The sequence below is a fragment of the Streptomyces sp. PsTaAH-137 genome, from assembly GCF_003259365.1.
Lineage (GTDB): Bacteria > Actinomycetota > Actinomycetes > Streptomycetales > Streptomycetaceae > Streptomyces.
Genome location: NZ_QLLY01000014.1, coordinates 4,199 through 23,585, shown reverse-complemented (window position 1 = coordinate 23,585; position 19,387 = coordinate 4,199). Strand labels below are relative to the sequence as shown.

17 protein-coding genes are annotated in these 19,387 nt (G+C 73.0%); 6 read left to right on the top strand and 11 right to left on the bottom strand.

The genetic code is table 11. The features are described 5' to 3' along the window. Window positions 1–41 precede the first annotated feature (41 nt). Complete coding sequence (locus tag K377_RS27820; protein ID WP_111666303.1) at window positions 42–1,298, top strand: styrene monooxygenase/indole monooxygenase family protein; 1,257 nt, start codon at window positions 42–44, stop codon at window positions 1,296–1,298. A 188-nt stretch (window positions 1,299–1,486) separates the two neighbouring features. Beyond that, window positions 1,487–1,618, top strand: coding sequence for a hypothetical protein (locus tag K377_RS42425; protein WP_258395140.1), 132 nt, complete (start codon window positions 1,487–1,489; stop codon window positions 1,616–1,618). Here K377_RS42425 and K377_RS27815 read toward each other — a convergent pair. Further along, window positions 1,589–1,990, bottom strand: a complete 402-nt coding sequence (locus K377_RS27815; RefSeq protein ID WP_111666302.1) for a hypothetical protein — start codon at window positions 1,988–1,990, stop codon at window positions 1,589–1,591. The genes K377_RS42425 and K377_RS27815 overlap by 30 nt on opposite strands. 184 nt (window positions 1,991–2,174) lie before the next feature. Here K377_RS27815 and K377_RS27810 point away from each other — a divergent pair, with 184 nt between their 5' ends. After that, entirely contained in the window at window positions 2,175–6,596 is a 4,422-nt protein-coding gene (locus K377_RS27810; RefSeq protein WP_111666301.1) for an HAD-IC family P-type ATPase, read from the top strand. Here the strand turns inward: K377_RS27810 and K377_RS27805 are convergent. From K377_RS27805 to K377_RS27790, 4 genes are all read right to left on the bottom strand, one after another. Further along, on the bottom strand, window positions 6,593–7,729 hold the full coding sequence (locus K377_RS27805) for a C40 family peptidase (RefSeq protein WP_161195194.1): 1,137 nt from the start codon (window positions 7,727–7,729) through the stop codon (window positions 6,593–6,595). The two genes, K377_RS27810 and K377_RS27805, sit on opposite strands and share 4 nt — an antisense overlap. A 138-nt stretch (window positions 7,730–7,867) precedes the next feature. After that, window positions 7,868–8,164, bottom strand: a complete 297-nt coding sequence (locus tag K377_RS27800; RefSeq protein ID WP_111666300.1) for a hypothetical protein — start codon at window positions 8,162–8,164, stop codon at window positions 7,868–7,870. A 28-nt stretch (window positions 8,165–8,192) separates the two neighbouring features. Further along, window positions 8,193–8,918 carry a TetR/AcrR family transcriptional regulator gene (locus K377_RS27795; RefSeq protein WP_111666299.1) on the bottom strand — a complete coding sequence of 242 codons (726 nt, stop codon included), beginning with the start codon at window positions 8,916–8,918 and terminating at the stop codon, window positions 8,193–8,195. A 118-nt stretch (window positions 8,919–9,036) separates the two neighbouring features. Continuing rightward, window positions 9,037–9,975, bottom strand: a complete 939-nt coding sequence (locus tag K377_RS27790) for a diiron oxygenase (protein ID WP_111666298.1) — start codon at window positions 9,973–9,975, stop codon at window positions 9,037–9,039. Between the two features lie 141 nt (window positions 9,976–10,116). On the opposite strand from K377_RS27790, the gene K377_RS27785 reads away from it, so the two are divergent. Both K377_RS27785 and K377_RS27780 read left to right on the top strand, forming a co-directional pair. After that, entirely contained in the window at window positions 10,117–11,223 is a 1,107-nt protein-coding gene (locus tag K377_RS27785; RefSeq protein WP_111666297.1) for a ferritin-like domain-containing protein, read from the top strand. A 154-nt stretch (window positions 11,224–11,377) separates the two neighbouring features. Then, window positions 11,378–12,214 carry a hypothetical protein gene (locus K377_RS27780; protein ID WP_111666296.1) on the top strand — a complete coding sequence of 279 codons (837 nt, stop codon included), beginning with the start codon at window positions 11,378–11,380 and terminating at the stop codon, window positions 12,212–12,214. Here K377_RS27780 and K377_RS27775 read toward each other — a convergent pair. The 6 genes from K377_RS27775 to K377_RS27750 all read right to left on the bottom strand — a co-directional run bounded on the left by K377_RS27775 (window position 12,195) and on the right by K377_RS27750 (window position 18,170). Beyond that, window positions 12,195–12,647 (bottom strand): DUF3291 domain-containing protein, encoded by a 453-nt coding sequence (locus tag K377_RS27775; RefSeq protein WP_111666295.1) that lies wholly within the window; start codon window positions 12,645–12,647, stop codon window positions 12,195–12,197. The two genes, K377_RS27780 and K377_RS27775, sit on opposite strands and share 20 nt — an antisense overlap. 67 nt (window positions 12,648–12,714) lie before the next feature. Then, complete coding sequence (locus K377_RS27770) at window positions 12,715–14,187, bottom strand: penicillin-binding protein 2 (protein WP_111666294.1); 1,473 nt, start codon at window positions 14,185–14,187, stop codon at window positions 12,715–12,717. Continuing rightward, a complete protein-coding gene (locus K377_RS27765; RefSeq protein ID WP_111666293.1) occupies window positions 14,184–15,569 on the bottom strand; it encodes an FtsW/RodA/SpoVE family cell cycle protein in 1,386 nt (461 codons plus the stop codon). Before K377_RS27765 ends, K377_RS27770 begins: the two co-directional genes overlap by 4 nt. Before the next feature lie 40 nt (window positions 15,570–15,609). Then, window positions 15,610–15,960 carry an SH3 domain-containing protein gene (locus K377_RS27760; protein ID WP_111666292.1) on the bottom strand — a complete coding sequence of 117 codons (351 nt, stop codon included), beginning with the start codon at window positions 15,958–15,960 and terminating at the stop codon, window positions 15,610–15,612. Window positions 15,961–16,092: 132 nt separating this feature from the next. After that, entirely contained in the window at window positions 16,093–17,400 is a 1,308-nt protein-coding gene (locus tag K377_RS27755; RefSeq protein WP_111666291.1) for a HAMP domain-containing sensor histidine kinase, read from the bottom strand. Continuing rightward, the gene (locus tag K377_RS27750) at window positions 17,397–18,170 is read right to left on the bottom strand and encodes a hypothetical protein (protein ID WP_111666290.1); all 774 of its coding nucleotides are present in this window, start codon (window positions 18,168–18,170) and stop codon (window positions 17,397–17,399) included. Before K377_RS27750 ends, K377_RS27755 begins: the two co-directional genes overlap by 4 nt. A gap of 307 nt (window positions 18,171–18,477) precedes the next feature. On the opposite strand from K377_RS27750, the gene K377_RS27745 reads away from it, so the two are divergent. Next, window positions 18,478–19,281 carry a nuclease-related domain-containing protein gene (locus tag K377_RS27745; RefSeq protein ID WP_111666289.1) on the top strand — a complete coding sequence of 268 codons (804 nt, stop codon included), beginning with the start codon at window positions 18,478–18,480 and terminating at the stop codon, window positions 19,279–19,281. The last annotated feature ends 106 nt before the right edge of the window (window positions 19,282–19,387 follow it).

Genomic DNA, 19,387 nt, shown 5'->3' with positions numbered 1-19,387 from the left:
CGCGCAACTCCTCATACCCGTAACCCAGTTAGAGGCATTCCATGTCACGGAAGATACTCGTCGTCGGAGCCGGCCAGTCCGGTCTCCAGCTCGCCCTCGGTCTCCAGACCCAGGGCTACGAGGTCACGCTGATGTCCAACCGCACCGCCGACGAGATCCGCTCGGGCCGGGTCATGTCGACGCAGTGCATGTTCCACACCGCGCTCCAGCACGAGCGCGATCTGCAGCTCAACTTCTGGGAGTCGCAGGCCCCGAAGATCGAGGGCCTCGGCGTCTCCGTCGCCGCCCCCGGCTCGCACGACCCGGGCCCCACCCAGCGCGCCATCGACTGGGTCGGCACGCTCGACGGCTACGCCCAGTCGGTCGACCAGCGCGTGAAGATGGCCGGCTGGATGGAGACCTTCGCCCAGCGCGGCGGCCAGCTCGTCATCCACGGCGCGGCCGTCTCCGACCTGGACTACTTCTCCCGCACCTACGACCTGGTGCTGGTCTCGGCAGGCAAGGGCGAACTGGTCTCGATGTTCGGCCGGGACGCGTCCCGCTCCCCGTACACCGAGCCGCAGCGCGCGCTCGCCGTCGCCTACGTCCACGGCATGGGTGTCCGCCCCGAGCACCCCGACTTCGACGCGGTCCGCTGCAACCTGGTCCCCGGCGTCGGCGAGCTGTTCGTCATGCCGACGCTCACCACGTCCGGCCGCGCCGACATCCTCTTCTGGGAGGGCATCCCCGGCGGCCCGCTGGACGCGTTCCAGGGCGTCAAGGACCCCTCCGAGCACCTGGCGCTCACCCTGGAGCTGATGGAGAAGTTCACGCCCTGGGAGTACGCGCGCGCCACCAAGGTCGAACTGACCGACGCCAACGGCACGCTCGCCGGCCGCTACGCCCCGACCGTGCGCAACCCGATCGGGCGGCTGCCCGGCGGCGGCGCGGTCCTCGGCGTCGCCGACGTGGTCGTCGCCAACGACCCGATCACCGGCCAGGGCTCCAACTCGGCGTCCAAGTGCGCGGCCGCGTACCTCGCCGCCATCGTCGAGCATGGCGACAAGCCGTTCGACGAGGAGTGGATGCAGGCCACCTTCGACCGCTACTGGGACACCGCCCAGCACGTCACCAAGTGGACGAACACCATGCTCCAGGCCCCGCCGGAGCACGTCCTCAACCTGATCGGCGCGGCCGGCCAGCTCCAGCCCGTCGCCGACCGCTTCGCGAACGGCTTCAACAACCCGGCGGACTTCGAGAACTTCTTCTACGAGCCCGAGAAGACGAACGCCTACCTGGCGTCGGTCAGCGGAGCCTGACCCCGCCCTCCGGCACCGGCCGCCCGCGGACCGTCTCCGAGACGGACCGCGGGCGGCTCCGTGTCCTCACCCCGGGGCCGTCCCCCGTTCGTCCCGCCGTCGGTTGCGCTCCGCGTCCAGCGGGCAAAGGAGGCGCACGCAACGGTGACAGGACCGGACAGGGGCCGGTGAACAGGAGAGTGATCCCCATGGGCAGTTTTGTGCAGGCCGTGCTGGTGAAGGTCGGGATGATGCTGGCCGAGGCGTTCTTCGCCCGTGTCGTCCATGAGCTGTACGCGGCGTACGCGCGCTCACGACAGGCCGCTACCGCGACCGCCTGACACACCTTCCGGTTCGTGGGCGACCCCCGGGTGCCCGGTACGGCCTTCCTGCCTGCTCCGGATGACCCAGGTGGCCCCGGCGACGGCCAGCGCCACCGGCCACTCCAGGGCGCCGGCCACCGCGAGGGCGCCCAGGCCGCCGTAGTAGACCAGGTCCTTCGCCGGCCCCGGCGAGGGCAGCCAGCCGGTGACGGTCCGCGTGTTGTTCGCCAGGTCACCCGGGGTGAAGTACGGGATGGGCAGGGTGGCGTTCAGCGTGTGGACCACCAGATGCTGCTCGCTCTCGTGGGCCCGGACCCGCTCCGGCTCCTCGGGCGAGGAGGTCTTCCGGGGCTCGACGGCTTCCTTCTTGCTCTTGGCTTGAGTGGGCATGACAGCTCCAAGTCTCGTTGCCTGAGAGCGGTGTGCGTACCCCCGCCCGCCCGGCTCACACCCGCATTCCGGTTCGCCCGGCCGCTCGGGGCCGGACGGCCGGAATGAAGCCGTGCCCCGGGGGCGGCCGTGCGGGACGATACCTACCTCCAGGCCCTGCGGCCGGGGGAAGGTGGGCCGCACGATGTGGGATCTCGCAACCGCCCGGCCGGCCGCGCTGTTCACCTCGCTCCTCTCGGGCCTGCGGGAGTCTCCGGACTCCCGCATCCGGGTCCGCGGTGAGCGGGTGCACATCGCGCTGCGGGGGCTCGACGGCCCCCGGGGCGCCCCGCTCGCAGCCGCCTGCGAGCAGCGGCTCTCCGGCGTGCCCGGCGTGCGCTGGGCGGCGGTGAACCACACCCTGGGCCACGCCGTCGTCGCCACCGAGGACGCCACCGACGCGCTGCTCGGCGCGCTGGCCGACACCGTCGACGCGGTGGAGCGCGAGCACGCCGCCGACGGCCCGCTGCCGGGCCACCCGCTCTCCCCGGTGCCGGCCCGGCGCGCCCGGCTGGTGCTCGCCGCTCACCTGGCCGCCCTGCCGGTGGCCGTCCTGGGCCGGCTGGCCGGCCGCACCCCGGTCCCCACCGTCGTGGTCTCGGTGCTGAGCGCGCTGGACGCACAGCCCCGGCTGCGCCGCTCGGCGGAGCGCGCGCTCGGGCTGCACGACACGGAGACGGCCCGCGCCCTGCTCGGCGCCGCCGCCAACGCGGGCTCCGAGATCGGCCTCGGCCTCGGCGTGGACGCCGCACGCCATGCCCTGCGCCTGCTGGAACTGCTCGCGCAGCGGGCCGCCTGGCGGGCGGCGGAGCCCCGGCTCACCGGCACCCCGGACCGGTTCGCCGCTCAGGACGAGCGGGAGACACCGCGCGAGGTGCCCCTGCGCCGTGGCCCTGTCGAGCGGTACGCCGACCGCGCGACGGCCGTGGCCGTCGGCGCTTTCGGCGGGTCGCTGGCCCTGACGGGCCGGCCGCTGCGCGCGGTCGGGGCGGCCGTGGCGGTGATCCCGAAGGCGCCCTGGCTGGCCCGGGAGGCCTTCGCGTCCGTGCTGGCCCGTGGGCTGTCCCGGCGCGGGCTGCTCGTCACCGACGCCGGTGCCCTGCGACGACTCGACCGGGTCGACATCGCGCTCCTCGACACCGAGGCGCTCATGACGGGCGGCCACCAACTCACCGACCTGGTTCTCCTCGAAGCCGACGGCGAAGGCGACGGCGACGGTGGTGACAGCGACAGCGCGGCGGAGTCGGCCGCCGTGGCCCACCGGCTGTTCGACCCGAGGCGCCTCGACCAGCGCCACGAGGACGGCCCGTGGCTGCTCGACGCGGTGGACCGCTGCCCGCGTCCGGACCCCACGCGTACGCGGTCGTACACCGCCTACTCCGAGGCGCGCACCCGGCTCGAACGCGGCGGCGCACGCCGGGTACTCGGCCTCGTACGGGAGGGCCGGCTGCTCGCCCTGGCCGGGGTGGTGCCCGAGGTGGACGAGGCGTCGAGCGGGCTGGTCCGCGCGGCGCGCCGGGCCGGACTCCAGGTGCTGATCACCCGGGCCGACCCGGAGCCCCCCGGGGCGCCCGCGGGGGAGCGCACGGTCGAGGGCGGCGAGCGGCTCGTCGCCTCCGTCCGCGCGGCCCAACGCGACGGCTCGGGCGTCCTGTTGGTGTCCCGGCGGCGGGCGGCCCTGGCGGCCGCCGACATCGGCGTCGGCCTCACCTCGGACACCGGGGCGCCTCCTTGGGGCGCCGCCGTCCACGTCGGTACGGAGCCCGGGCGGGCGGCGGTGCTGCTGGCGGCGTGCGCGTCCGCGCGGTCCGTCTCCGGGTGGGGCGTGCGGCTCGCCCAGACCTCGGCCGGGCTCGGCGTGGCGATGACCGCGGTGCAGACCGCCCGCCGGCCGCTCGGGCACTTCCTGCTGGCGGTCAACGGGAGCGGCGCCCTGGGCATGGCCGCCGGGGTGTGGTCCGCGGCCCGGGTGCTGGCCCGCCCGGACCCGGTGTCGGTGGCGCGCGACCCGTGGCACGCGATGGACCCGGCCACGGTGCTGGCCAGGACCGGCAGCCGGGAACAGGGGCTGACGGCCGATCAGGCACGGGAGCGCGCGAGGCCGTCGAAGCGAGCGGCCCCGCGGCCCTCCCTGGGGCGGGCGTTCGTGACCGAGACGGCCAATCCGCTCACCCCGGTCCTCGTCGGCGGGGCCGCGCTGTCCGCCGCCGTGGGCGCCGTCCTCGACGCCTCGATGATCCTGGCCGTGACCGGTGTCTCCGGCCTGATCGGCGGCGTCCAGCGCTATCTGGCCGACCGGACGGCGGCCCGCCTGTACCACCGGGCGGTGATCCCGGCCCGGGTCGTGCGCGACGGCGCGGAGACCGAGATCGCCGCCGAACAGCTGGTGGTCGGGGACGTCGTGACGCTGCGCGCGGGCGACGCGGTGCCCGCGGACTGCCGGCTCCTCGTGGCCGACGGGGTGGAGGCCGACGAGTCGGCGCTGACCGGCGAGTCCCTCCCCGTGGCGAAGTCGGCCGCCCCCGTGCTCGCCCGGCATCCCGCCGAGCGCACGTCCATGGTCCACGAGGGCACGACGCTCGCCGCGGGGCACGCCCGTGCCGTCGTCGTCGCCACCGGCGAGGCCACCGAGGCCGGGCGCGCCACCCAGGACATCGACGACGCCCCGCAGACCGGGGTGGAGCGCCGCCTCGCCCGGATCACCCGGGCCGCGCTCCCGGCGGCGCTCGCCTCGGCCGGCGCCGTGGTGGCGGCGGGCCTGGTCCGCGGCCGTCCGGTCCGCGAGACCATCGGCGCGGCCGTCGGGCTCGCCGTGGCGAGCGTCCCGGAGGGGCTGCCGTTCCTGGTCACGGCCGCGCAGCTGGCCGCCGCGCGCAGGCTCGCCGAGCACGGTGTCTTCGTACGGGACGCCCGGACCATCGAGGCGGCCGGCCGCACCGACGTGCTGTGCTTCGACAAGACCGGCACGCTCACCCACGGGCGGCTCGAACTCGTCTCCGTCCACGCCCGGGGCCGCACCCTGGCGCTGAGCAGCCGCGAACCGGCCCACCGCGCGGTCCTCGCCGCGGGCCTGCGGGCCACGCCCCGCGCCCGCGGCAGCCGCCGCCTCGCCCACGCCACCGACCAGGCCGTCGCCGCCGCACTCCGCGCGCACGGCGTGCGCCGGGACACCGCGGCGCCCGGGTGGAAGCCCACCGTCTCCCTCGCGTTCGAGCCGAGCCGCGGCTTCCACGCCGTACTGGGCCGGAGCCGGGGCCGGGTCCTGCTCTCCGTGAAGGGGGCGCCGGAGCAGGTCGTGGAGCGCTGCACGGCACGCGACGGGCGGCCGCTGGACCGGGCGGGCCGGCAGGAGGTGCTGGCCGAGGGGGAGAAGCTCGCCGGGGCCGGACACCGCGTCCTGGCCGTCGCCGAGCGGAGCGGGCCCGCCGGGGCGGACCCGCCGGACGACACCGAGCTGACCGACGAGGACGTCGACGGCCTGGAGTTCCTCGGCTTCCTGGCCCTCGTGGACCAGGTGCGCGGGGGAGCGGGCACCCAGATCGCCCGGCTCGTGGACGCCGGCGTGCACATCGTGATGATCACCGGAGACCATCCGGACACCGCCGAGGCGATCGCCCGGGAGCTCGGTGTGGTCGACGGCCACCGTGTCGTCAGCGGCACCGAACTCGACCACCTCGACGACGACAAGCTCACCGAGATCCTCCCCGCGGTCGGCGTGGTCGCCCGCGCCACCCCGCACCACAAGGTCCGCGTCGTGCAGGCGTTCCAGCGCATGGGGCGGACCGTGGCCATGACCGGCGACGGCGCCAACGACGCGCCCGCCATCCGGCTGGCCGACGTCGGCATCGCCTTCGGCAGCCGCAGCACCCCGGCCGCCCGCGCGGCGGCCGACCTCGTGGTCACCAACGGCCGTATCGAACCCGTCCTCGTCGCGCTGATCGAGGGCCGCGCCCTGTGGGTGACGGTGCGTCAGGCACTGGCGATCCTGGTGGGCGGGAACCTCGGGGAGATCGCGTTCACCGTGGCCGCGGCCGCGCTCACCGGCCAGTCGCCGCTCACCGCACGGCAGTTGCTGCTGGTCAACCTCTTCACCGACCTGGCCCCCGCGGTGGCGGTGGCCACCCGGACGCCCCGCGGCCCGGTGGACAAAGGGCCCCTCAAAGAAGGCCCGGAGATCTCGCTGGGGGCGGCGCTCGCCCGGGAGACCGGGGTCCGCGCGGGCGCCACCGCGCTCGCCGCACTCGCGGCCTGGCTGCTGGCCCGCCGCACCGGGCGCCCGGCCAGGGCCCGCACGATCGCCCTGCTCGCCCTGGTCGGCGCGCAGCTCGGCCAGACCCTGCTGACGGCGCCGCGCAGCCCGACGGTCCTCGCGGCGGGCCTGGGATCGGCCGCCGCGCTGGCCGCCGTGGTGCAGACCCCGGGGGTCAGCCAGTTCTTCGGCTGCACTCCGCTGGGCCCGGCCGGATGGGCCACGGCCGTGTCCTTCGCCGCCTCCGGCACGGCGGCCGCGGCCCTGATCCCCCGGATGTTCCCCGGGCTCGGCACTGAGAGCCGGGACAGGCCCTAGTCCGAGGCCGGGGCGCCCGCCGCGGCGTACCCGGCGTCGCCGCCCGTCATCGCGTCCGGCGGCAGCTCCGGTGCCCGGTACCCGGTCATCGCGGCGGCACCGGGATCCGGTCGCACCGCCCCCAGCAGGGGGTTCGCGGCGATGGGGGAGACCTTCACCGTGGCCCCGGGCCGTGGCGCCTGCACCACCATGCCGTCGCCGAGATACATCGCCACGTGGGTCGCCTTGGGGAAGTACACGACCAGGTCCCCGGGCCGCAGCTCCGACAGCGGCACCTTCGGCAGCGTCGCCCACTGCTCCTGCGAGGTGCGGGGGACCGGCCGCCCCGCGTGCGCCCACGCCTGCGAGGTGAGCCCGGAGCAGTCGTACGAGGACGGGCCCTCGGCGCCCCACACGTACGGCTTACCGATCTGCCGCACGGCGTACGCGAGCGCCGCGTCCCCGGCCTTCGACGGCGAGCGGCCCACCGAACTGAGCGCCCCCGACGCCATGAACGTCCGCTGCGCGTCCGCCATCCCGGCGTCCTCCAGGCGGGCCATCTCGCTGAGCTGGTCGGCCGTCAGCGACGCGAGCAGCTCCTCGACCTGCTTCAGCCGGGCCTGCACCGCGTCCCGTTCCTTCTTCTGCCGGGCTGCGAGCTGCAACTCCTCGTCCAGCGCGGCCCGCGCCCTCGTCGCCACCGCGTCGGCCTTCTTCTCGCTGCCCACGAGCCGGTCGACGGTCGCCTCCTGCTCGCGCGCGGCCCGTCGCAGCACATGGCCCTGGTCGATGGCGTGCTCCGGATCACGGGCCAGCAGCAGCCGCACATACGGAGAGATCTCGCTGCGCCCCTGGTACTGCTGGCGGGCCAGTCGCCCCGCCGCCACCCGGCTGTCGTACAGCGCGCCCCGCGCGGCGGCCAGCTTGCCGGACAGGTCGTCGGCGGCCTTGCGGCGCTCCTTGAGCTGCTCGGCCGTCGCGTTGTACGTCTCCGTGGCCTCCTCGGCCTGCCGGTACAGGCCCTGAAGGTCCGTCAGGAGGTCCGCCACGGAGCGGTCTCCGCCGGGGGCGGGCGCCGCGCCCGCGGTGGAGGGGGACAGCAGCGCCCCCGCCACGGCCGCCGTGCACACCCACCGCACCACACTGCCTGACACCATGTCACCTCCGGTGCGGGCGGCCCCGGTGCCGGCCCGCACCGTGAACATCAACAGACAGCCACCTCGTCCGCCCGGAGGGCTGCGCGGATCGGCCCAACCACACCACCCCTTGAGGGGGCGCCCGGCGAGCCGCCTTTACGCGGGGTCCTGCGGGTCCTGCGCCGGCCGGGGCTTCTTCGTCCAGGGCCACTTCACCGAGCGCTCCACCTTCCCGTCCGGCGCGAACGCGTACCGCCACTTCTGCACCAGCCGCACCGCCCGCCCGTCGGGCACGGGCTCGCGCACATAGACGAGGACGGTGTCGGGCCCGCCGTCCGGGTCCGGCACCGGCACCCGGTACACCTTGGGCGGATTGCCGGTGGCGGTGACGAGGACCGGCAGGCTGCGGCCGTCGAGGGGGCCGCCGGCAAAGGGGATGTCTTCGCTCTTCACGCCTACCAGTAACGCATGCCCCGCCCGGTCACAGCAGGTGGGTCGCGTCGGTCACCACGTGCAGCACCCGCCGCGCCAGCTCGCCGACCGGCCCGTCCGGGGTCTCCAGGGCGAGCGCGTGGCGCACGACGTCGGCGGTCTGCCGGTCGCGGCCCGCAGTCGCGGCGAGGACCGCCATGAACTGGTCCACGAGGCCGTCGCGCAGCTCGTCCAGCGGCGGCTCCTTGCCCTCGTCGAGCCAGATGAGGGAGGCCGCCTCGACCGCCGTGATCCACATCCGGACCGTCATCCGCAGCCGGGCGCCGGGCACCTCGGCCGCGAGGTGGCTGAGGATGTGCTCGGCCGCGGCCCGCCGTACCCCGTCGACGATCGCCGTGGTCCGCGAGGTCTCCACGACGCTGCCGCCCTGGAGCAGCGCTGCGAACCCCGTGTCGTGCAGATCGACGAAGGCGAGATAGCGGTCGAGCGCCCGCGCGAGCCGGGTCGTCAGAGGGCCCTCGGCGGGCTCCGCGAAGCACTGCTTCAGCTCGTCCGCCGCCGAGCGCAGCGCGGCCTCGTAGAGCTGCTGCTTGCCGCCCGGGAAGTAGCGGTACACCAGCGGGCGGGACACGCCGGCGGCCTCCGCCACGTCGTCGAGGGAGACCTCCTCCGGCGCCCGGTGAGCGAACAACGACAGCGCCGCTTCGAGGAGTTGGGCCCGCCGCTCCTCGACACTGAGCCGTTTGTAGGCGGGCGTACCGGTTGCCGAGGTCATGCTTCGCAGGGTAACGGGGCGGGGGCGTGGCCGCCCCGGGCGAGCGGAGCAAGTTTCAGGGGCGCGGGGAACCGCGCGACCAGCCCCGCCCGGATCCGCACTCGGCGTCTCACCGGGCTCAGGCCAGCAGCCCGGAGGCGCGCCACAGCTGGCGGCCGGGGCCGCGCAGGACGCCGATGTCGTCCAGGAAGTCGGTGAGCCGCCTCGCCCCGGTCTGCATGATCTCGCGGCGGTGCCCCGACGCCTTGACCTGGGCCATGGCCTCCTTCTGGTCGAGCCCCACGTTCGCGTACACCTCGGGGTTGATGAAGGCCACCGAGAAGACCCGCGCGAACTCGCCCGAGGTGAGCCGCGTGAACTCCTGCGACCACCTCGGCGCCGTCACCATCTGGCGCCGCAGCTCCTCACGCGCGTACCGCACGTGCCGCGCCTCCTCGACGACATGGATGCGGGTCACGCCCCGGATCAGCGTCTGCACCCGCTCGTCCGGGAACGTCAGCCGCTGCATCCAGTCGAGGATCTCCTCCCCGAGCAGCGTCGCCGTGAACGACCCCGGCGTCGTCGAGATCGTCTTGAACAGCCGGCCGAGGTTGTGGTGGACGCGGGCCACCGGATAGTGCGGGGTCCCGCCGCGCGTGATCAGCCGCGCGAACATCTTCGAGTGCCGGCACTCGTCCTCGATCTCGGTGAGCGCGTACCGGACGTGGGCGCTCGTCGCCGCCTTGTCGTAGACGTGCCGGACGAGCAACTGCATCAGGATCAGCTCGAACCAGATGCCGAGCGAGGCGAGCGCCGCCGCCTCGTGCTTCGACAGCTCGATCCGCTGCTCCTCGCTCATCCGCTTCCACAGCGGGGTGTCGTACAGCGAGACCAGCTCCGGCGGCCAGAACCACTTGCCGTCCTCGAACGGCGCGTCCCAGTCCAGCTCCTTGTCCGGGTCGAAGGAGTGCTTCGCGGAGGAATCGAGCAGCCGCTCGGCCACCTGCTCCCGGTCCTTGAGCAGACCGAGCGCGTCCCGCAGCCCTTCGAGCGCGTCGGCTTCAGTCACGGTGGTCATCGCTGACTCCCCATCCCTGTGCGTGAGTTACCGCCAGTCACATCGGTCCGTCCCTCTTATGAGACTGCGCGTCAGTAAGGGCGTCAATCCCTTGCGCACGACTTGTTGACCGCGCGTCTACCACCGTGTGAGCCTGCCGGTATGTCGACCCATGAGCTGTACACCGAAGCCGTGGGTGAGCCCAACTGGCAGGTTCCATCGGCCAGTTCGGCCCGCCTCAGCTGGGAATACGACGACGGACGCGACCGTCTGCTGGCCCTGTACCAGAAGGGCAAGGACAAGCAGTGGGACGGTGCCAAACGCATCGACTGGGACCTGGAGGTCGATCCGTACGACCCCCTGGGTACCCCGGACGAGTCGATGTCCCTGTACGGCACGCCGTACTGGGCCAAGATGACCGACAAGGACAAGGGGGAACTGCGCAAGCACTACGCGTCCTGGCAGTTCAGCCAGTTCCTGCACGGCGAGCAGGGCGCGATGGTGTGCGCGGCCCGCATCGTCGAGTCGGTCCCGGACCTCGACGCCAAGTTCTACTCGGCGACCCAGACCATGGACGAGGCGCGGCACGCCGAGATCTACGGCCGCTTCCTCCACGAGAAGATGGGGATGCTCTACCCCATCAACGACAACCTCCAGGCACTCCTCGGCGACACCCTGCGCGACTCCCGCTGGGACATGCCGTACCTGGGCATGCAGGTGCTGATCGAGGGGCTCGCCCTCGCCGCGTTCGGGCTGATCCGCGACACCACCGACAAGCCGCTGCCGAAGCAGATCCTCGCCTACGTCATGCAGGACGAGGCCCGGCACGTCGCCTTCGGGCGCATGGCGCTGCGCGACTACTACAGCCAGCTCACCGACGCCGAGCTGCGCGAGCGCGAGGAGTTCGTGATCGAGGGCTGCTACCTGATGCGCGACCGGCTGCGCGGGGTCGAGGTCCTGGAGAACTTCGGCATCCCGAAGGCGCAGGCCGAGCAGTACAGCGAGGAGTCCGAATTCCTCGCCATGTTCCGCCAGTTGCTGTTCTCCCGGATCGTCCCGTGCGTCAAGGACATCGGCCTGTGGGGCAAACGGCTCCAGCAGGCGTACGTGGACATGGGCGTCTTCGAGATGGGCAACTCCAACCTCGACCTGCTGATGGCCCAGGACGAGGAGATCGCGGAGAAGCTGGACGCGGAACGCTTCGCGGCCGAGGAACAGGCCCGGGTCACCGAGGTGCGGGACGCCATCCGCTCCGGGGAAGCGGGCTGAGCCCCGCGCCCCTGAGCGAGCGCAGCTCGCCTCAGGGGCGCGGGGAACTGCGCGAGAAGCGGCCACGGCCCGCGGACGGACGACAACCCACCCGCGCCCGACAACTCCGAGATATCACGAACCCGGCATCCTCCGGATGGAGTAGCGTTCGGGCGTGTCCACGCCACCACCGCCCTCGCAGCAGCCGAACCCGAACCCGAACCCGAACCCGAACCCGAACCCGTACGGCCAGCAGCCCGGCCCCTACGGCCAGCCGCAGCCCCCGTACGGCCAGCAGCCCCCCGCCTACCCGGGCTTCCCGCAGCAGCAGTACCAGGGCGCCCCGCAATGGGGCGCACCCCCGCCCCCGCCGAAGCGTCGCGTCGGGATGATCATCGGGATCGTCGTCGGCGTCGTCGTCGTGGTCGCGCTGGGTCTGGGCGCGCTGGCGTACGTCGGCCTGAAGTCGGACGCCGGCTTCCCCGAGGCGAAGTACAGGCTGACGCTGCCCGAGAAGGTGCTCGACGAGAAGTACGAGCTGGTGCAGGACCTGTCCGCGTCCAAGGGCCAGGCTCTGGAGGACGAGGCGGACGGCGCCTGGGACGCGCGGGACACCAAGGCCGCCATCGGCCAGTACGCGCTGGGCGGCGACCAGAACAAGGGCGTGCTCGTCATCTCCGGCATGTACGGCCGGTTCAAGAACACCGACGACGCGCGGAAGAACATGATGAAGGGCGCCGCCGAGTCCGACAACGCCTCGGTCGCCGTCGCCCCGAAGGACTTCCACCCGTCCGGCACCGACGTCACCATCACCTGCGAGGTGCTGACCCAGAGCAGCGGCGTCACGAAGATCACCATGCCGATGTGCGCCTGGGTCGACGGCAACACCGGCGCCTCCATCGGTGAGATCACCGCGGAGACCGCCACGAAGAACCCGCAGGACGTCGACCTCGACGCGGCCGCCGAGACGGCCGCGAAGATCCGCGAGGAGATCAGGCAGCCGGTGGGCTGAACGACGCCCGCAGGGTGAAGGCGTAGTCCGTGGGGCCGTGCTCGCGCAGCCGCGTGAGCCGGTCCTCGGCCTCCTCCACCGTCGGCCGGTGCCCGGCCGGCACCCACCACAGAGCGGTGACCGCCTCGCTCAGCCGCTCGAAGAACTCCCTTCTGCGGGCGAGGAGTTCACGGTGCACACCCTGGTACATGAAGGCTTTCAGCGCTTCCGCGTCCCGCCACACCGACATGTTCACGAGCAGCCACTCGTCCCCGTAGATCCGAAGATCGGTCGCGTCCCCGCCATCGCCCTGGAGACGCCACACGAAGCCGTCCGACGCGTCGGCGACCGCGTTCACCGGCTCCAGGTTGTTGGTGAAGTCCTTCATCTCGGGGGCGTCGAGCGGCGCCGTGAGCCGGCCGATGTTCACCTGCGCGAGTTCGTAGGTCGTCATGATCGGGAACCTAGGCGGCCACGGCCCGTCTGTGCAGGGCCATTCCGGCCGTCGCTACGGGGACCGATCAGGAGCCCGAGGTGTCGAGCACGGCCTCCATCACCGACCGGGCGATGGGCGCCGCGCTGCCGCCGCCGCTGATGTCCGCCCGGTTCGCCGAGGCGTCCTCGACCACCACGGCGACCGCCACCTGCGGGGTGGAGGCGTCGGGCCCCTGCGCGTAGGAGATGAACCAGGCGTACGGCACGCCCTCGTTGTTCACGCCGTTCTGCGCGGTGCCGGTCTTGCCGCCGACCGTCACGCCCGGGATCTGCGCGTTGGTGCCCGTGCCCTTGGTGACGACATCGACCATCAGCTGCTGGAGCTGCGTCGCGGTGTAGGCCGACATGACCTGCTGGTAGCTCTTGTTGTCGGTGGTCGACACCGTCGTGCCGTTCTTCTTCGTGGTCCTGTCCACCAGGTGCGGCTGCATCAGGGTTCCGCCGTTGGCGACGGCCGCCGAGACCATCGCCATCTGGAGCGGAGTGGCCGCCGTGTCGAACTGGCCGATGGAGGAGAGCGCGAGCTGCGCCTTGTCCATGTCCGTGTCGAAGTTCGACTTGGCGGCGGTCATCGGGATCCGCATCTTCGTGTCGTTGAACCCGAAGTTCTGCGCCATCTTCACCATGCCGGAGAGCCCGACCTTCACCCCGAGGTTGGCGAACACGGTGTTGCAGGAGGCCGCCATCGCGTACTCCAGGGTGGCGTTCTCGCAGGCGTCGGACGAGGACTCGTTCGTCAGCTGGGTGGTCGTGCCCGGCAGGGTGTACGGGGACGGGGTGCGGGTCGCCGTGCCGGTCCCGTCGACGACGCCGTTCTCCAGCACCGCCGCCGCCGTGACCACCTTGAACGTCGAGCCCGGCGGATAGGTCTCCCGGATCGCCCGGTTCAGCATCGGCCGCCGCGACGACGCGTTCAGGCTCTCCCAGGCGTCCACGTCGGACTGCCCGGTGCCCGCGATGTTCCCGGGGTCGTACGACGGCGTGGAGACCAGCGCGAGGATCTTCCCGGTCGCCGGGTCGATCGCCGCGACGGCGCCCTTCTTGCCGCCGAGCCCGTCGTAGGCCGCCTTCTGCGCGGCCGCGTTGATGGTCGTCTCGACGTCGCCGCCCGGGTTCTGGAACCGCGAGATCTCGTTCCAGAAGGGGACCGTCGACAGCATCGCGTCGGTGCCGGACAGCACGTCGTCCTCGGCGCTCTCCACGAACGTCGTGCCGTACGTCTGCGAGGCGTACCCGGTGACGGGCGCGTACATCGGCCCGTGCTGGTAGGTCCGCTCGTACTTGTACGTCCCGCCGGTGTCCCGCGAGCCGGTGACCGGCTTGCCCTGCACCAGGATGTTCCCGCGCGGCTGGTCGTAGCGCTGGATGGTCTCGCGCCGGTTCGCCGAGTTGTCGTCCAGCGACTGCGCCTCGAAGACCTGGACCCGGGCCGCGTTCAGGAGCAGCGCGACCAGCAGGACGAAGCAGAAGACCGACGCGCGGCGGATGTACTTGGTCACGGGCGGGCCTCCTGGGAGCCCTCGGGGAGCATCGCGCCACGCGCCGAGTCACTGATCCGTACGAGGATCGCGACGATGACCCAGTTGGTGACGAGGGACGAGCCGCCCTGCGCGAGGAACGGCATCGCCATGCCGGTCAGCGGGATCAGCCCCATCACCCCGCCCGCGATGACGAACACCTGGAGCGCGACGATCGAGGCGAGACCGACCGCGAGCAGTCGGCCGAACGGGTCGCGCAGCGCCAGCCCGGCCCGGTAGCCCCGCTCCACCAGAAGCGCGTACAGCAGGAAGATCGCGGTCAGCCCGGCCAGGCCCAGCTCCTCGCCCGCCGTCGCCAGGATGAAGTCCGACTTGGCGGCGAAGCCGATGAGGATGGAGTGGCCCATGCCGAGCCCGGTGCCGAGCATCCCGCCCCAGGCGAACGCGAACAGCGACTGGGCGAGCTGACCCGCGCCCTCGCCCGCGTCGATGGAGGCGAAAGGGTTCAGCCAGTCCTGGACGCGGCTGTGCACATGCGGCTCGAACGACCCGACGAGGACCGCGCCCGCGGCGGCCAGCACGAGCCCGATGGCGATCCAGCTCCCGCGGCCCGTCGCCACGTAGAGCATCACGATGAACAGGCCGAAGAAGAGCAGCGACGTACCGAGGTCGGTCTCCAGGACCAGCACGCCGACGCTCAGCAGCCAGATGACGAGGATCGGGGCGAACACCCGCATGGTGGGGAACTGGAAGCGCCACACCTTCTTGCCGGTGTAGCGCAGGGCGTTGCGGTTGGCCGCGAGATAACTGGCGAAGAAGACCGCGAGCAGGATCTTCGCGAACTCGCCGGGCTGGATGGAGAAGCCGCCGATCTGGATCCAGATGCGGGCGCCGTTCACGGCGGGGAAGAAGATCGGCAGGATCATCAGGATCAGCGCCGCGACCACCGACAGATACGCGTACCGCTGGAGGACGCGGTGGTGGCGCAGGAAGACCACGAACGCGATGAACAGGCCGATGCCGAGCGTCGACCAGACCAGCTGGGTCGGGGCCGCGTCCGAGGACGGGGTCTCCAGGTCGAGCCGGTAGATCAGGACGAGCCCGAGGCCGTTGAGCAGCACGGCGATCGGCAGCAGCAGCGGATCGGCGTACGGGGCCCGGAAGCGGACCGCGCAGTGGGCCAGAAGCGCGAGGACCCCGAGCCCGGCGCCGTAACCGGCGGCGCCGGGCGGAACGGTTCCGTTCCTGGCGAGCCCCACGTCGCAGTAGCCGTAGACGCTGAGGAGCACGGCGAGCACGATCAGGACGAGTTCGGTGCCCCGGCGCCGGGGGACACGCACGGCCGGAACCGCGGAGGTGGCCGCGGTGGCCACCGGTCCCGATGAACCCGTTGTTCCGGTCATGACCGGAACCTAGCAAGTTCACCGGTGATATCTGGATATGTCAGCACCAACGGGGTGCCGCGCCGATGTTCGCGATGTACTTCGCCGAACCCCAGGCCCAGGTGCCGTCGGTCAGCAGGTACCAGAGGTTGTTGCCGCCGACGGAGTCGCCGCCCGTCTTGCAGAAGATCGGGACGACCTTGTTGTACGGCTCGGTGCGCACGATGCGGCTGCCCCGGGTGGGGGCGTCGCGCAGGTTCAGACCGCTCTTGGCCGTGACCCGGCCCTTGTAGACGGGGTGGCTGCCGCCGCTGCCGGAGTCGGCGGCGATCGCCGGGGCTGCGGTGGCCGCCAGGGTCGCGACGGCGGCGACGGCTATGCCGAGACGGGTGGCTGCGGTCCGTGTGCTCATGGAGCCTCCTCGGGGAGGGTGTGCGGCGGGTACCCGGAAATGGGTGTGAAGCCGTGCTTCACAGTAAAAGCGCCACGTAACGTACGCAAAAGGTCACGGCGGGTGGCCCCGGGGCCGGGGCCGGGGGTGGGCTCAGGCGGGCGTGGGTTCGTCGTACGGAAGCGTCAGCGTGGCCAGCGCTCCGCCGTCCGCCGCGTTCGTGAACTCCAGCCGCGCGCCGAGCACCTCGGCCTGGCCGAACGCGATGGTCAGCCCCAGCCCGTGCCCGCGCGCCCCGCCCTCGGTGCGGAACCGCTGCGGGCCGTGCTCCACCAGGTAGTCCGGATAGCCCTCGCCGTGGTCCCGCACGGTGATCACCGGCCCGTCGACGGTCAGCACCACCGGCGGGGCGCCGTGCCGGTGGGCGTTGCCGACGAGGTTGCCGAGCACCCGCTCCAGGCGCCGCCGGTCGGTCTCCACGCACACGTCCCGTACGACGACGACCTCGGCCCGGCCGGAGTCGGTACCCGACGCCCGTACGACCCGCTCGGCGACCGGACCCAGCCAGGCCGCGTCCAGCTCCACCCGCTCGCTGCGCGCATCCAGCCGGGAGATCTCCAGCAGGTCCTCGGTGAGCGTGCGCAGCGCGGCGACCCGGTCGCGGACCAGCTCGGTGGGGCGGCCCGGCGGCAGCAGCTCGGCCGCCGCGTGCAGCCCGGTCAGCGGGGTACGCAGCTCATGGGCGACGTCGGCGGTGAAGCGCTGCTCCGTGAGGATGCGGGCCTGGAGCGAGGAGGCCATCGAGTCGAGCGCCCCGGCGACGGCGGCGACCTCGTCCTGGTGGCGCTGCGGGTCCTTGGTGCGCGGGTCGTTGACGCGGGCGTCCAGATCGCCCGCGCTGATCTTGCGGGCCACCCGCGCCGTGGTGTGCAGCCGCCGCGTCACCCGGGTCACCGCGAACGCCCCGAAGAGCAGCGTCGCCCCGATCGCCAGCACCGAGGAGCCGAGGATGGCGTTGTCGAGGCCGTCGATGGTGCGGGCGCTCTGCTCGTAGTCGACCTCCACGGCGAGGGCGCGGCCCACGCTCGACGCCTCTCCCGACCGGGCCGCGGAGGCCGGGCCGGCCGCCCACATCACCGGGCGCGCGCCCGACCGGCCGAGCATCGTGCCGTGCCGGCCCCGCGCCGCGAGCGCGTGCAGCTCCGCGGGCAGGTCCGTCGGGTCGACCGAGGCGCCGGGCCCGAGCCGGTCCCCGTTCGCCAGCGCCTTCGCCGCCTCGTCGAGCCGCGACAGCGCCCGGTCCCGGGTCTCGCCCACCGTCTGCCGGGTCACCGAGACGTGCACGAGGATCCCGAGCAGCGCGGTGAGCGCACAGCACATCACCGTGATGAACGCCGCCGCCTTCCAGGTGAGCGACGCGGTCCACGCGGGCAGCCGCGGCCGGCGCGCCGGGAACGTCATGACGCGCCGGGGGAGGGGCGGGCCGAGCCGGAGGCCGACGGGCTCGCGGACGGTTCCTCGCGCGGTTCCTCGGTGGGCGGCTCGGTCGGGTCGGCCGAGGGCGTCTGCGGCGGCCCGGTCCGCACGATCTCGTCCCGCGTCGGCAGCATGGCCTTCTGGTGGGCGTCGTACTGCCACGAGGTCCGGTACTCGTACCCGGACAGGTCCGCGACGGCCCGCACGACCACGGTGTCCCCGGCCAGCTCGACGCTGATCACGGCGTCCTCGTCGTTCATGATCTGGGTCAGCGTGCCGTCCCGGTACATGAACACGCGCACCACGAGCTGCTGCTTCGGCGCCTTGACGCCGACGACCATGTCGTCCTTGCCGTCACCGGTCAGATCGGCGAAGTAGGCGGTCAGGACGGGACAGTCGGGCCCGCGCTTCCCCGGGTCGCCGCAGTCGGCGAGACCTTTCGCGATGTCCTTGTACGCGTCCGGGTCCGCGGCCTGCTGGGCGCGGATCACGCTGACCGGGTCCACCCGGCGCAGATCGCCGCCCGGCACGGTGACCCCCTTGACCACATCGGTCTCGCCCGCCCCGTAGTCGTCCACCGCGGCGGAGGCGGGGGTCAGGGAAGGCCACAGTTCACGCGGGCCCACCGCCGTCGGGGTGGGGCCGGCGCTCTGCAGGCCGCCCGCGTCGCCGCAGCCCGACAGCAGCAGCGCGGCGGCGGGCACGGCAAGGGCGAGCGCCACCGCCGGACGACGCCCGGCGCGCCTGATGTCCACCGGCCTCCACGCTCCTGTCGCTCGCCGTCTTCCGCTCTGCCGCGTACACCATATGGTCAGGGAAGTTCTTTTTCTGCGGGAGGTCCTTTTTATTAGCCCGCCGGGCCGCGCGCACCCGGTGGGGTGGCGTGGGGTGGCACTTGTGCCGGTCCGACGCGTTGAGCAGCGAAAGCCCGCGAACGGGCCGATCGGGGGCCGCCGAATCGCCCGGCCACGGGCGGCCCTCCCCACCGCCCGGAGCGTCCTGCGGGCTTCTTGCCTGCGGCCGTTCTTGCTGCTCCCATGGTCGGAGGGGTGGTGATGGGGCATGAGCGGACTGCGCGTCATTCCGACCTGGCGGCACGGTCAGGAGCGGCTCTACGTCTACGGCGAGGACGGCACGAACGTCGCCTGGTACGACCGGGACGCGGCCCGGGTGAACCTGCTCAGCGAGTCCAGCAGGGAGGCCGTACTCGCGGTGCTCGGCCCGTTCATCGCCGGGCAGTTCACGGTCGGGCCGCCGCCGGTGCCCACGCCGGTGGAGCTGGCCCGGCTCGGTCTCCACCCGGACGACGACCTCGCGCCGAACCGGCCGGGCGAGTCACTGCTGATCTCCCTCGACCGGGACCCCGCACCCCCGCGCAGGCTGCGCGTCGACCCGCGGCGCAGGGCGCTCGCCGCGCAGCAGCAGGTCGGCGAGGTGCTCGACGGCCTCGAACCGGCCGGCTGGCGCGTCCTGCACTCGGTCCCGCTGCCCGGCGGCGCGTGCGTCCACCATCTGCTGATCGGCCCCGGCGGCCTGTTCGCCCTGCACGTCCTGCCCGCCCGCAAACAGCGCATCCGCATCACGGACCCCCTGATCGCGGCGGGCCGCGCGGCCCCCCACCCCCTGCTCCGCCGCGTCCGCGCGGACGCCTCCCGGGCCTCCTTCGCCCTGACGGCCGAGGTGCGCGCGGCACTGGTGCTGGTGGACCCGGGACCGGTGGAGATCCAGACACCACCCCGAGACGTACGCGTCCTGACAGCCCCCGACCTGCCGACCCTCACCCATTCCGGCGGCCTCCTCAAACCAGCAGACGTGGAGGCCCTCCACGCCATGGCCCGAGACCGCACGACCTGGCAACGAGTCTGACCCACCCCTTGGACAAGCGAAGCTCGCTCCAGGGGCGCGGGGAACTGCGCGAGCAACCACACTCAACGTGCACGTGACGGGATGAGCAGCGCGCAGCGCACGCTCC

What these genes read in the sequence shown, in the direction of transcription:
- K377_RS42425 (WP_258395140.1), top strand. Translation starts at nt 1,487, where the DNA reads ATGGGCAGTTTTGTGCAGGCCGTGCTGGTGAAGGTCGGGATGATGCTG.
- K377_RS27820 (WP_111666303.1), top strand. Translation starts at nt 42, where the DNA reads ATGTCACGGAAGATACTCGTCGTCGGAGCCGGCCAGTCCGGTCTCCAG.
- K377_RS27760 (WP_111666292.1), bottom strand. Translation starts at nt 15,960, where the DNA reads ATGAGCACACGGACCGCAGCCACCCGTCTCGGCATAGCCGTCGCCGCC.
- K377_RS27775 (WP_111666295.1), bottom strand. Translation starts at nt 12,647, where the DNA reads ATGACGACCTACGAACTCGCGCAGGTGAACATCGGCCGGCTCACGGCG.
- K377_RS27745 (WP_111666289.1), top strand. Translation starts at nt 18,478, where the DNA reads ATGAGCGGACTGCGCGTCATTCCGACCTGGCGGCACGGTCAGGAGCGG.
- K377_RS27785 (WP_111666297.1), top strand. Translation starts at nt 10,117, where the DNA reads ATGTCGACCCATGAGCTGTACACCGAAGCCGTGGGTGAGCCCAACTGG.
- K377_RS27810 (WP_111666301.1), top strand. Translation starts at nt 2,175, where the DNA reads ATGTGGGATCTCGCAACCGCCCGGCCGGCCGCGCTGTTCACCTCGCTC.
- K377_RS27765 (WP_111666293.1), bottom strand. Translation starts at nt 15,569, where the DNA reads ATGACCGGAACAACGGGTTCATCGGGACCGGTGGCCACCGCGGCCACC.
- K377_RS27755 (WP_111666291.1), bottom strand. Translation starts at nt 17,400, where the DNA reads ATGACGTTCCCGGCGCGCCGGCCGCGGCTGCCCGCGTGGACCGCGTCG.
- K377_RS27815 (WP_111666302.1), bottom strand. Translation starts at nt 1,990, where the DNA reads ATGCCCACTCAAGCCAAGAGCAAGAAGGAAGCCGTCGAGCCCCGGAAG.
- K377_RS27795 (WP_111666299.1), bottom strand. Translation starts at nt 8,918, where the DNA reads ATGACCTCGGCAACCGGTACGCCCGCCTACAAACGGCTCAGTGTCGAG.
- K377_RS27790 (WP_111666298.1), bottom strand. Translation starts at nt 9,975, where the DNA reads ATGACCACCGTGACTGAAGCCGACGCGCTCGAAGGGCTGCGGGACGCG.